Raw genomic sequence first — 11,697 nt, 5'->3', positions numbered from 1 at the left:
GCGCCGCCCGAGCACCGTGGCCGGGCGGCGCGAAGGACGGCGCTACTCGGACCAGTACGAGCCGAGGCCGGCGCGGATGAGGTCACAGACGTAGAAGGCGCCGTCTTCCCCGTTGTCGTAGACGGCGCGAGCGAAGAGGCAGCGCGCGTCGTTGGGGCGGGGCGCGTTGTACTGCGCGGCGAGCTGCCGGCAGTAGTTGTCGCCAGCGGTGCCCGGCTCGCACTCCACCGTGCACACGTTCCCGCTCTCCCAGGACGGGTTGTAGACGGGGTACGAGTCGGCGGTGTCCCAGCACAGGCCGCTCGCGCACTGCGAGTCGCTCGAACAGCCCGAGCCAATCGCGCTCAGCGCCTGCTTCTGCTCGGAGACGGTGGGCTCGGCACCTTCGACACCACCACACGCCAGCGTGAACAGGGAGGCCACCACCAGGGACGCCACAACGGGGATTCTCATGAATGACTCCAAGCCAGGGGGAAACAGGGAAGTCACATGTTTCGGTCCGGGACGGCAAGTCCCGAACGTGTGACCAGATGGGGGAGGCACAGGTGCTCCGCTCCACCACCCACTCGCAGGAGTCCCCACGCGAGGGGCCCGGCGCGCCGTCGGGTTTCGTGCAACGGCGTGCGCACCCGGCGTCCGCCGGTATCTCATGGTCGACGCGCGAGCGAACGGTGGCGTTTGACCCAGTCCCGTTCACACGGAGCGTGACAATCCATTGGCGCCCCAGATTTTCACACGAGGGCTGCGATGGACGGGCTTCGAGCGGGAGCAGTGGTGTTCCTGGCATGCGCGGGCATGTTGGGAGCTGGCCCTACATGGGCACAGGCGCCGGAGGAGGAGGGCCCGGAAGGGGTTCTCTCCGAGGAAGCGCTGGAGGCGCTGCTCGACTCGCCCACCGCCCAGCCCGAGAGCGACGCGCTGTCCACGCCGTCCTTCGGGCCCGAGCAGCTCGCGCCGTACTTCGCGGAAGGGGCGCTGGCCAGGGCCAGGGCGCAGTTCGACTGGAGGCGCTACCAGCGCGCGCGGGCGCTGCTCGCGCAGGAGGAGCAGACGCCGCCGGTGCGCTTCCTTCGGGCGCAGAGCGCCCTGCTCGCCAGGGACTTCGCCGTCGCGGCCGAGGAGTTCGCGGCGCTGGCCAACGACTACGTGCCCTTGAAGGACCACTGCCTGCTGAGGGCGGCCCAGGCCAACGAGCGGCTGCGCCGGTGGGAGCTGGCCGCCGGGCAGTACCGGGAGGTGAGCCCGGGCTCGCCCCTCTACCCGGAGGCGCGCTTCAGCCTGTCGCGTGTGCTCCAGCGCCGGGGGGACATCGGCGGAGCGCTGGCCGCGCTCCAGGAGCTCATCGACAGCCGTCAGTCACGCGGGCCGGACGCGCTCCGCATGAAGGCGCTGCTGGCCATCTGCGACCTGGCGCGAGCACAGGGCCAGTACAACGCCGAGCACCGCGCGCTGCTGGAGGTCTGGGCCACCAGCCCGCTGTCGCGCGAGGCGCGGCGTGCCTCCCAGCGGCTCAAGGGGCTGCCGCTGCCCATCAAGTGGAGGGTGCGCCGCGCGGAGGCCCTGGTGGAGTTGCACCGCAACCACGCGGGCATGGAGTTGCTGACCGGAGTGCTGCGCCACGTGGAGCTGCCGGACGAGCTGGCGTGCCGCGCGCATCTCACCTACGGCCGGGCCCTGCGCAAGGAGCGGCAGCACCGCCGGGCCATCCAGGTGCTGGCGCCCATGGTGGAGCAGTGCACCTCGCCGGAGTACCGGCCCCAGGCGCTCTACGTGCTGGGCTACTCGCAGTCGGTGGTGGACCCGAAGGCGGCCATCACCACCTACGCCACGCTCGCGCGTGACTACCCGGAGCACGGCTACGCCGACGACGCGCTCTTCTTCTCGGCGTGGTTCCTCCAGCGCACCGGTGACACGGACGCCGCGATGGCGCGGTACGAGGAGACCGCGCGTCGCTACCCGGCGGGCAACTTCGCCTCCGAGGCGCTCTTCCGCGCCTTCTGGCTCCACACCCGCCGTCAGGAGCCCGAGGCCGCGCTGGCCGCGCTGAAGGCGGTGGAGAAGCTCCCCGAGGCGGCGCGCACGGACGAGGCGCTCTGGCGCGCGAGGTACTGGACCGCGCGTATGCGGGAGGCCGGACCCCAGGCGGTGGAGGCGCTGGACGCCTACGAGCACATCGCCGCCGAGCGCCCGGCCGCGTGGTACGGGATGCTGGCCCGCTCGCGGCTGGCGATGCTCGCCCCGGAGCGGCTCGCCCGTCTGCGTCCGTCCATGGACGGCACGGGGGGCTCCGGCAAGTCGGACGGTGCCGTTGAGATGACGGCAGTGGCCGGAAATCCCGGAGCGCTCACCCGGGTCAACAGCGCGACCGGCAAGCTCAATGGAGCCACCGGTGCCCTCACGGGGACGCTCGTCACGGGCACCACGACAGGCGCGCCCTCCGACACCGCCACGCCGTCCGGCAAGCCGGGCAGCGGCGCCCTCTCGGGGGCCCTCGTCACGGTCTCCACGACGGGGGCTCTCTCCGATGTCGCCGCGCCGTCCGGCAAGCCGGGCGCGCAGGCTGGCGCTGCCGCCGTCGGCAAGCCCACCGCGAACATCGAGCCCGCCGAGCCGGGCGAGTCCGCCGAGGTCTGGCCGCTGCCGCCCGGTCCGCTCCAGAAGGATGCGCGCTTCGCGGCGGGCGTGGAGTTGCTGCGGATGGGGCTGCCCGGCGCGGTGGAGGAGTTCCTCGCGGTGGACACCCGGGCGCTGCCGGAGGCGCCGGCGCGGCTGCTCTACCAGACGGTGCTGCGCACCGGGCGCCGCAAGGCGGCGAGGCAGGTGGCCCGCTCGGCGCTGCGCCAGGAAATCCACGGCCCGCTGAGCATCGAGTCCCGGCCCGTCTGGGAGGCCACGTGGCCGCGCGCCTATCGCAAGCTCATCGAGCGCTACGCGCGGGCCTCCCGCGTGGACCCCGACCTCCTGCAAGGACTCATCCGCGAGGAGAGCCGCTTCAACCCGAGGGCGCGCTCGTCCACTGGAGCACTGGGCCTGGCCCAGCTCATGCCGGCCACCGCGCGGCAGGTGGCGGACTCGCTCGATTTGCCTCCGGTGGGAGAGGCGGCGCTGCTCCAGCCCGCGGACAACGTCCGCCTGGGCGCGGCCTACCTGGGTCAGCTCGTGAAGCACTTCGGGGGCAACGTGGCCTACGCGGTGGCCGCGTACAACGCGGGCCCCCGGGCGGTGGAGCGCTGGAAGCACGCCCTGCCGCAGGCGGAGCTGGACGAGTGGGTGGAGCACATCTCCTTCGAGGAGACGCGCGCGTACGTGAAGAAGGTGCTCGGCAGCTACAGCGCCTACAAGCTGCTCTACGCGAACGAGCCCGCGGTGCTGCGCGACCTCCGCGTGGACGACGTCAGCGTGCGGTGAGGGCGGCCCCCGCGCCGCCCCCACCCGTGGACACGGCCTAGAAGTTGAGGCCGCCGTCCACGTCGATGGTGCGGCCGTTGAAGTAGTCGCACTCGAGGATGAACTTCACGGCGAGCCAGATGTCCTCGGGCAGGCCGATGCGGCCCACCGGAATGTTGGACACCAGGGCGTCACGGGCCTTCTGGTTCATGCCCTGCGTCATCGGCGTCTCAATCATGCCCGGGGCCACCGAGCCCACGCGGACGCCGAAGGGGGCGAACTCGCGCGACCAGGTGACGGTGTTGGCGGCCAGCGCGGCCTTCGCGGACACGTAGTTGGACTGACCGCGGTTGCCGTGCCGGGCAATGGACGACATGTTCACGATGACGCCGGGCTTGCTCTCCTTCTCCACCATCTTCGTCACCACCTCGCGCACCATGAGGGTGGCGCCGGTGAGGTTGACGCCGATGACGGCGTTCCAGTCCGCGGTGGACAGCTTCTTCACCTGGCCGGTGGCCTTGTCCTTCTTCACCAGCAGCGCGTCACGCAGGATGCCCGCGTTGTTGATGAGGCCGTTGAGGCCGCCCATGGCGCCGTGGGCCCAGTCGACGAAGGAGATGATGTCCTCCTCGGAGGACACGTCCAGCTTGCGGCGGTGGATGCCGGCGGGCAGCGCGGCGAGGCGCTCCTCGTTGACGTCGCCCACGGCCACCTGGGCGCCGGCCTCCTGGAGGCGCTGCGCGAAGTGCGCGCCCATGCCCTGGGCGCCGCCGGTGACGATGATCTTGAGGTCCTTGAGCTGCATGTGTCTCTCCGCGAGTTGAGGCGGCGCGAGGCCCCGGGGAGCCGCGCGCCGCCGGAAAAGTGCGCGCAGGCTACGCAACCCGGGCCCCGCTGGCCAGCGGCGAGACACCTGAAACCTGAATCGGTCTTCAACTTCGTAGAAGGAGCCCACCGCGCCGGACGCACTCCCGGCGCGGTACTCCCCGGGCCTACATCGCCGCGGCAATCACGGCGCCCAGGCGGCGCATGCCCTCGGTAATCAGCTCGGGCGGGCGGTTGGAGTAGTTGAGGCGGATGAACTCCGCGCGCGGGTTGTCGGCGAAGAAGGGGCTGCCGGGCACGAAGGCCACCTTCTGCTCGATGGCCCGGGGCAGCAGCGCGTCGCCGCTCAGTCCGGCGGGCAGCTCCACCCAGAGGAACATGCCGCCCTCGGGCGTCGTCCACCGGGTGCCGGCGGGCATGTGGACCTTGAGGGCGTCCAGCATGGCGTTGGCGCGCTGGCCGTAGACGGGGCGCAGGGCGTCCAGGTGGGCGCCGTAGTCGAAGCGGGTGAGCAGCTTCGCCACCGCGCGCTGGGCGAGCGTGGCGGTGTGCAGGTCCGTGGACTGCTTGGCGATGGTGAGGCTGCGCACGAAGTCACGCGGGCCCACCACCCAGGCGAGGCGCAGGCCCGGGGCCAGCGTCTTGGAGAAGGTGCCCAGCGACACCACCACGCCCTCGTCGTCGAAGGCGGCCATGGACGGCAGGTGGCTGCCGGTGAAGCGCAGCTCGCCGTACGGGTCGTCCTCGAGGATGAGGAAGCGGTGCTTCTGGGCCAGCCGCACCAGCTCGCGCCGGCGCTCCAGCGAGAGGGTGGTGCCCTTGGGGTTCTGGAAGTTGGCGACGACGTACAGCAGCTTGGGCCGGTGCGTGGCCAGCAGGCGCTCCAGGTCATCGGTGCGCATGCCCTGGTCGTCGCTGCCCACGGTGAGGAACTTCGCCTCGTAGGCGCCGAACGTCTGCAGGGCCGCCAGGTAGCTGGGGTTCTCCACCACCACCAAATCACCGGGGTCCAGCAGCACCTTGGCGACCAGGTCGATGCCCTGCTGCGAGCCGCTGGTGATGAGCACCTGGTCCGCGTCGGCCACGCGGCCGCGCTGCTGGAGGTGGCCGCAAATCCACTCGCGCAGGGGGGCGAAGCCCTCGGTGGTGCTGTACTGGAGCGCGGCGCGTCCCTCGGTGGCGAACACCTCGGCGTGGGCCTCGGCGATGGCCTCCAGCGGGAAGAGCTCCGGAGCCGGCAGGCCTCCCGCGAAGGAGAGGATGTCGGGCCGCTCGGCGACCTTCAGGATTTCACGCACCGCGGACGTCTTGGTGCGGGCCATCCGCTGGGCCAGCCGCCAGACGGGCGGAGGGGGTAGGGGGGCGCTCATCGCGTCGGCGCTCATGACTCACTCTCCTTTCTGCTGCTCGGGAGGCACGCGGACGTGCGTGTCCTCTTTGATGGACGACAAGACGATGGTGGTCTGCGTGCGGGTGACGCCTGCGATGGTGCGCAGCGTCTCCACGAGGAGCGAGTCGAGCGTCTTCGTGTTCGCCGTCTTGACCTTGAGGATGTACGAGTCCTGGCCGGCCACGCGGTGGCACTCCAGGACGTCCGGCAGCGCGAGCACCTTCTTGGCGAAGCCCTCGAAGTACTTGGGGTGCTCGATGTTCACGCCGATGAACGCGGTGATGTCCTTGCCGAGCTTCGACGCGTCCACCCGCGCCGTGTAGCCGGTGATGACCCCCCGGTCCTCCAGCTTCCGGATGCGCTCGGCCACCGCCGGCTGCGACAGCCCCACCGCGCGCGACAGCTCGAGCTGCGTGGCGCGGCCATCACGCTGCAGCAGGTCGACGAGGCGGAGATCGAGTTCGTCCAGGGGCATGGGGAAGGTTGGACCTTATTTTTATAGGTTCGGCGGCGTTTCGGCAGTTAATTTAAATTTGATGCCCCAAGGATGCAACTGGAGGTTTCCGCCCTTGTTGCTGGGTGCCGGGAGCCCCCGGGCCGATTGCACGGGCGGTGCCGTCACGGGCACGCCGTGAGGGGCGGCCCGGGCGGGGTTTTCAGAGGGAGATGGGAAGGGAATGCGCCACCGCGGGCGCCGGACCTGCCCGGTAGGGCGAAGCCGGTGCCTCACGGTGTGTGCGAGTGGACAGCGGGCGGGCACGCGCCGCTGCCCGCGTCGGGGCACTACTCGGTGGCGGTGCGCGGGAGCTGGCGCACGGTGTGGCCCTGCTTCTGGAGGAGGGCGACGATGCCCTCCGGGCCGATGACGTGGCCGGCGCCCACGACGACGAAGTGGGTGCGCGGCTGGGCGAGCAGGGCGTCCAGGCCGGCGGCCATCTGGACGTTGCGCTCGAAGAAGATGCGCTCGTAGACGGGCCGGTAGGTGGGGTCCTGGGCGCCCTCCAGCAGGAGCGCTGCCATGCCCTCCGCGTCGCCGGCCTTCCAGGCGGCGACGAGCTGCTCGAGGACCTCGCCGGCCTCGCGGGTGCGGCGGAGCTGGTCGCGGAGCATGAGGTCCTGGAGCGCGTCTGGAGTGCCGGCGAGCATGCGGAGCTGGCCCTCGGCGGTCTCCAGCTCGAGGATGTCCTTGCCGGCGCCGCGGGCGCGGGTGAGGAAGGCGCGGTCCACGCCGTGGCCCTGCTGGTAGCCGGCCTTCTGCAGCTCGGTGACGGTGAGGACCATGCTCACGAGCCACGGGCGCAGGGGCTCGAAGTTGGAGACGGGCACACCCATGCGCTCGGTGGCGCGGCTGAGCAGCGTCATTGTCACCGGGTCCAGCCGCTGGGAGAGGCGCTGGCCCTCGGGGAACCTGCCCAGCTCCATGACGAGCTTCTGCATGGCGGCCGGGTCGGCCTTGTCCACGTCCACCTCGACGACGAGCGCGTCGGACTTCGCGAAGGCGGCCTCCATGGACGGGGGCAGGGCCAGCTCGCCCTCGCGGCCCATGTGGATGGAGCCGACGAGGTAGGCGGTGCCGCCGCGCCCGCGCCCGTCCTTCACCTCCCAGAGGAAGGCGTGCCCCGTGTCGGCGGGGGTGTACGGCTTCGCCGGGGCGGGCGTGGAGGCACAGCCGCCGCCGAGCAGCGCGGTGAGGAGCAGGGACGTCAGCAGGGACAGGCGCTTCATGGCGTGCGGTTCCCCCGTGGGTGGAGGCGGCATCGAATCACCGGGCGGGCTGCGGAGTCGAGGCGCTCCGGGGGCGGTTGGGGCGTCAGAGAATCACGCCGTCCAGGGTGTCCAGCACGGCGCGGATGGCTTCTTCCGTGGTGCCGGTGCGCTTCGCGAGCGCGGTGGCGGAGTCCGTCGTGGCCACGGTCTGAGGGGGGGACTGCGTGAGTGCTTCAATCATGAGGCGGGACGTTCCCGGCCACGGCGCGGCGAGCAGCGTGTCCTTGCGGCGGACTGGGTCGAGGAGGGTGAAGCAGGGCCAGGAGGGGAACTTCAGGGTGCTGGCGTCGCAGTCGACGAAGCGGCATGCGTCCAGCCGCGCACCGGTGAAGTCGCAGTCCTCGATGCCACCGCGCTCTGAGGCTTCATCGTACGGCCACTGGCCAAAGTCATTGCCGGTCATTGTCCCCGTGAAGCGACACCCGCTCAGGAGCGCATGGGTCCAGGGGAAGTTCTTCAACTCCTTCCTGATTTCAATCGTGCAGTCGATGATGCGCGGGCGGATGAGGATCAGATTTCTCGCGGCAACGCTCAGGACCAGTGTGCAGTTCCGGAGTGTCAGGTTCGGTCCCAGGAATCCAATGTCTCCACTCTTGATTTCGAGCCGCTCGTTTTCGATTTCGCGGTTCTCGATGTTGAGCTGAGCCATCGTCGCCGCCGCGCGGGTGGAGCGTCAGAGAATCACGCCGTCCAGGGTGTCCAGCACGGCGCGGATGGCATCTTCCGTGGTGCCGTTGCGCTTCGCCATGGCGGGGGCGAAGTACGTCACGGCTGCCGTTTCTGGGGGGGCGTCCGTGAAGGATTCCACGTTGATGCGCATCTCGCCGGGCCACTGGAGGGAGAGCAGTTCGTCCTTGCGGCGGACGGGGTCGAGGATGGTGAAACAGGGCCAGGGGGGGAACTTCAGGGTGCCAGGGTCGCAGCTCAGAAACCGGCACGCGTCCAAGCGGGCTCCGGTGAAGTCACAGTCCTTGATACTCCCGAGCTCAGGATGCTCCGCGTAGGGCCAGCGGCCAAAGTCGTTGCCGGTCATCGCGCCTGTGAATCGACATCCATGCAGGATGACGCCCTCCCAGCGAAAGTTCTTGAGTTCCCGCTTGATGTCCACGGTGCAGTCGATGAGCTGCGTCCTGGTGATCACCAGTGCTCGAGTGGGAACCTTGATGATGAGATTGCAGCGCCTGAGCGTCAGGTGGTGGCCGAGGTAGTAGAGCTCGGTCTTGCTATCGAGCTCCAGGCGCTCATTCTCCATCTCCCTGTCACTGAACTGAATCATGGTGTCCTGGCGCCGCGGTGCCTTCAGAAGCGGATGGCTTCCTCAGCCGATGCTCACGGAAGCATCACGCCGTGAATGATGACCGCCCTGCCACCCTCCGCATCCCAGAGCCTCAGGGTGAAGGGCCCCTGGGCGTCCACGCCGGACACCTCAGCCTCCACGACCAGGCTGAGCCACCTTCCCGGGAGGATGGGCTCCCGGGGCCACACTTCAAGCACCTTCAGCTCCACGCCCTTGCGGGGCTCCAGTGCCAGGCTCGCGTCCTGCACCGTCCACGGCGCCGCGCCTTCGGGATTCTGCAGGCGCAGCTTCACGGCTATCCTGCCAGCGGCACGGAAAGACGACATGGGGCCGCCCAGCCGCAGGGCGCTGGTTGGGGAGACCTTCACACTCGTGCGGAGTTCCCTGGCCCTGTAGTTCTTGTCGTCGAGAAGATCCAGGGCATGAAGCCCCGTGAGGCCACCAGGGCCGGAGCTCTCGGCGCGGAGCCGGGCATTCTCCTCCTGGAGCTGGCGGACCTTTTCTTCGAGAGCCCGCAGTTCCTGACGGAAGGACTCCACGCCGCGTGTTTGCCGGTGCACGTCCACCAGCGGCGCGGCATGGGCGGGGTGCACCAGCAACCGCAGGGTCGCGCTCGTCGGAGCGGCGGTGTCCCTGAAGCGCACGGTCATCTGCAACTGCTCGCCCACCACCAACCTCTCGGAGGGGACCAGCTTGAGGCTGCTCGTGCCGGGCTCGACCTGCGTGAAGCGGTCCGCGCTTTCAAGTGCCAGGGAGCCGGGGACGAGTTCCCCGTCGAAGTTGATGAGAGTGGTCTGTCCCGGGCTGATGCAGGCCGGGGACGGCTGGATTGGGGCCGTCGCGGGAAGCTCGACATGATGAACACCCGTCTGACAGAGCAGGGGAGCCGGCTCCGCCGGGTTGGGGCTGGTCAGCAGGAGCGGCAGCAGGAAGGCAAGCGACGGGGCGGGCACGACACGGAACCTCAGGGGCGGGTGGGCGGGGAAGGGACCTGTCGCGGGGGCTCTCCCATGGCGGATGCGGGGGCTCGCGCTCCTGGGCTGGGGCCCTATTCGAAGCTTCTCACCGCCTTGATGTAGCCGAAGGACCAGACCCTGGCGGCCGTCGGGCTGCTACCGGGCTCGATGTCGAGACCCCGCAGGTCGCCCCCGGTGTCCATCAGTTCCATACAGACGGGGACGATGCGGTCCGTGCCTTCGAGCCGAGCTTGAGTTATCCGCCCGTACACGCGGTCGCCAAAGAGGAGCCGCCCGGAGAGCATGGAGCCATTCGGGATGTCTCCGAAGTCCGAGCCCGGGAGGAAGACCGAGGTCCAGCCCTCATGCACGGTGAGGATCCGGTTCCCTCCGCCGAACGTCCATGCTTCCGTATCCCCCACGTAGATGCCGAGCGCCTTCATGGTTTCGATGGCGCCGGGAGGGCACGGCTCCGGTGGGGGCTTTCCGCCGCGCACCTGGGCGCCCGGGCAGCCGAGCAGCGCGCAGGCCGTCGCCGCCGCCTTGAGCGTCCTGCCCGAGGCCCCCCGCTTCTTGGAGCGCTCGGGTTGTGGGGACGTGCCAGCAGGAGTGTGCATCATCACGGGAGCCGGTTCCTTGGGAGGCATCGCTGGGGACGCGATGACCGCAGGGGTGGGGGCCGCTTCGGGCGGAGCTGCGGCTCCGTTACTCTCCGGCTGCTGCTCGGGTGGCGCCACTTTCCGGACGGGACCCGCGTTGTCTCCTCCGCGCGGGAAAGGCAGCGAACGCGCTTCATCTTGAAATGCCACGGCGCCGCACAGCACCGCCAGCAGGCCCAGCACCAGCAGGCTCCACGAGGTTCGACCCGGGTTGGTGGCGCGCGGGGCCAGGGCCCCGGCTTCCACCGGAGGGCGCTCCGCCATCTTCGGTGCGGAAGGCACCCGCGCGTGTGTCGCCGTCGATTCTCCGATGAGCGGCAATGGGGCCAGGACTGGAGCCGCGGACCCGACGGCGGATTCCAGCTCCGCGGAGAGCCGGGGCGGCCGCCTCCCCCGGCGTGGCGGAACATCCTCCCGTACCTCGTTGAGCCACGCGGCCTCCTCGTCCGCCCCCGGACCCGGGCGCGTGGTGACGTTGTGCGCGTCGTGGAAGTCACACAGGGGCACGTGCCACTCAGGTGCCTCCCGAGCCAGCAACTCCTCCACCTTCGCCAGCAGCGCGGCGGCATCCGGCCGGTGCTCCGGACGCTTCTCCAGGAGGCTCAGGCACAGCGCGCCCAGCTCCTCGGGCACGCGGGCATCGCGGACATGGGGCGCCACCGGTGCCCGGGAGATGACCGCCGCCTCGTCTCCCGGCTCTCCCAGATGGAAGGGCCGCCTGCCCGTCAGCAGCCAGTAGAGCACCACGCCCAGCGCATACAGGTCGTCAGCGGGCGTGGAGCGGTAGTGCGCGTCGGGACTCCCCTGGTGCTCCTGGTGGAAGCGCCAGGCCTCCGGGCTCAGGTAGGCGCGCGTGCCCGGAGGCAGCGAACCGCCCGTGATTCGCGACGTGTCCTCGTGGCCGCCCACGCCCAGGTCCACGAGCACCGCCTCGCCGTCCGCCTCGCGCACGAGGACGTTCGCTTCCTTCACGTCGCGGTGGAGTGCCTTGCCTTCATGGAGGGCCCGCAGCGCTCGCGCCACGCCGCGCACCCGGAGCAGCACCGCATGCGCGGACGGATTCTCCGTGTCCGCCCAGACGTCCAGCCGGCGCCCCTCCACGTACTCCATGACGATGACGAGGAAGCGGGGCGCCGCGTCCGGCCAATGTGAGTGGCCCAGCAGGCGCACGACGTTGGGATGTTTCACCCGCGCGAGCATGAGCAGCTCACGCTCGCCCCAGCCGCCCAGGCCCGCCAGGGGCAGCAGCTTCAACGCGTAGCGCTGCCCGCCCCGCTCGGCGAGGTACACCGTGCCGAACCCGCCCTGCCCGAGCAACGCCTTCAAGACGTACCCGCCCACGTCGTCGCCGGGCGAGGGCTCCGGTGACTGGGCTCTGTCGCGCGGGGTCATGGGATTGCCTGGGACTGACCCCTC

Annotated in this window: 10 protein-coding genes; 1 reads left to right on the top strand and 9 read right to left on the bottom strand. The window is 70.2% G+C overall.

The features are described from left to right. Positions 1-42: 42 nt before the first annotated feature. Complete coding sequence (locus K8638_RS34575) at positions 43-453, bottom strand: hypothetical protein (RefSeq protein WP_223758969.1); 411 nt, start codon at positions 451-453, stop codon at positions 43-45. 294 nt (positions 454-747) lie between these two features. Between K8638_RS34575 and K8638_RS34570 the strand changes: the two genes are divergently transcribed. After that, positions 748-3,408 carry a transglycosylase SLT domain-containing protein gene (locus K8638_RS34570; RefSeq protein ID WP_223758968.1) on the top strand — a complete coding sequence of 887 codons (2,661 nt, stop codon included), beginning with the start codon at positions 748-750 and terminating at the stop codon, positions 3,406-3,408. Positions 3,409-3,445: 37 nt separating this feature from the next. Here K8638_RS34570 and K8638_RS34565 read toward each other — a convergent pair whose 3' ends face one another. The 8 genes from K8638_RS34565 to K8638_RS34530 form a co-directional block, all read right to left on the bottom strand. Then, complete coding sequence (locus K8638_RS34565; RefSeq protein WP_223758967.1) at positions 3,446-4,192, bottom strand: SDR family oxidoreductase; 747 nt, start codon at positions 4,190-4,192, stop codon at positions 3,446-3,448. Positions 4,193-4,379: 187 nt separating this feature from the next. Next, the gene (locus K8638_RS34560; RefSeq protein ID WP_223758966.1) at positions 4,380-5,597 is read right to left on the bottom strand and encodes a PLP-dependent aminotransferase family protein; all 1,218 of its coding nucleotides are present in this window, start codon (positions 5,595-5,597) and stop codon (positions 4,380-4,382) included. A 3-nt stretch (positions 5,598-5,600) separates the two neighbouring features. Further along, entirely contained in the window at positions 5,601-6,077 is a 477-nt protein-coding gene (locus K8638_RS34555) for an Lrp/AsnC family transcriptional regulator (protein ID WP_223758965.1), read from the bottom strand. A gap of 308 nt (positions 6,078-6,385) precedes the next feature. Then, positions 6,386-7,327 (bottom strand): TraB/GumN family protein, encoded by a 942-nt coding sequence (locus tag K8638_RS34550; RefSeq protein ID WP_223758964.1) that lies wholly within the window; start codon positions 7,325-7,327, stop codon positions 6,386-6,388. A gap of 85 nt (positions 7,328-7,412) precedes the next feature. Beyond that, on the bottom strand, positions 7,413-8,018 hold the full coding sequence (locus tag K8638_RS34545) for a hypothetical protein (protein ID WP_223758963.1): 606 nt from the start codon (positions 8,016-8,018) through the stop codon (positions 7,413-7,415). A 24-nt stretch (positions 8,019-8,042) separates the two neighbouring features. Next, entirely contained in the window at positions 8,043-8,645 is a 603-nt protein-coding gene (locus K8638_RS34540) for a pentapeptide repeat-containing protein (RefSeq protein ID WP_223758962.1), read from the bottom strand. 53 nt (positions 8,646-8,698) lie between these two features. Next, entirely contained in the window at positions 8,699-9,619 is a 921-nt protein-coding gene (locus tag K8638_RS34535; protein WP_223758961.1) for a DUF2381 family protein, read from the bottom strand. A 95-nt stretch (positions 9,620-9,714) separates the two neighbouring features. Further along, positions 9,715-11,673: a serine/threonine-protein kinase gene (locus K8638_RS34530; RefSeq protein WP_223758960.1), complete on the bottom strand. Its 1,959-nt coding sequence runs from the start codon at positions 11,671-11,673 to the stop codon at positions 9,715-9,717. Positions 11,674-11,697 lie beyond the last annotated feature (24 nt).

It is taken from the genome of Myxococcus sp. RHSTA-1-4 (assembly GCF_020037125.1).
Classification (GTDB): domain Bacteria; phylum Myxococcota; class Myxococcia; order Myxococcales; family Myxococcaceae; genus Myxococcus.
This window is presented reverse-complemented; position numbering and strand designations above follow the sequence as displayed.

Excerpts from the sequence above, each read along its gene's own strand:
- K8638_RS34565 (WP_223758967.1), bottom strand. The coding sequence starts at position 4,192 with ATGCAGCTCAAGGACCTCAAGATCATCGTCACCGGCGGCGCCCAGGGC.
- K8638_RS34555 (WP_223758965.1), bottom strand. The coding sequence starts at position 6,077 with ATGCCCCTGGACGAACTCGATCTCCGCCTCGTCGACCTGCTGCAGCGT.
- K8638_RS34570 (WP_223758968.1), top strand. The coding sequence starts at position 748 with ATGGACGGGCTTCGAGCGGGAGCAGTGGTGTTCCTGGCATGCGCGGGC.
- K8638_RS34545 (WP_223758963.1), bottom strand. The coding sequence starts at position 8,018 with ATGGCTCAGCTCAACATCGAGAACCGCGAAATCGAAAACGAGCGGCTC.
- K8638_RS34560 (WP_223758966.1), bottom strand. The coding sequence starts at position 5,597 with ATGAGCGCCGACGCGATGAGCGCCCCCCTACCCCCTCCGCCCGTCTGG.
- K8638_RS34550 (WP_223758964.1), bottom strand. The coding sequence starts at position 7,327 with ATGAAGCGCCTGTCCCTGCTGACGTCCCTGCTCCTCACCGCGCTGCTC.
- K8638_RS34575 (WP_223758969.1), bottom strand. The coding sequence starts at position 453 with ATGAGAATCCCCGTTGTGGCGTCCCTGGTGGTGGCCTCCCTGTTCACG.
- K8638_RS34540 (WP_223758962.1), bottom strand. The coding sequence starts at position 8,645 with ATGATTCAGTTCAGTGACAGGGAGATGGAGAATGAGCGCCTGGAGCTC.
- K8638_RS34530 (WP_223758960.1), bottom strand. The coding sequence starts at position 11,673 with ATGACCCCGCGCGACAGAGCCCAGTCACCGGAGCCCTCGCCCGGCGAC.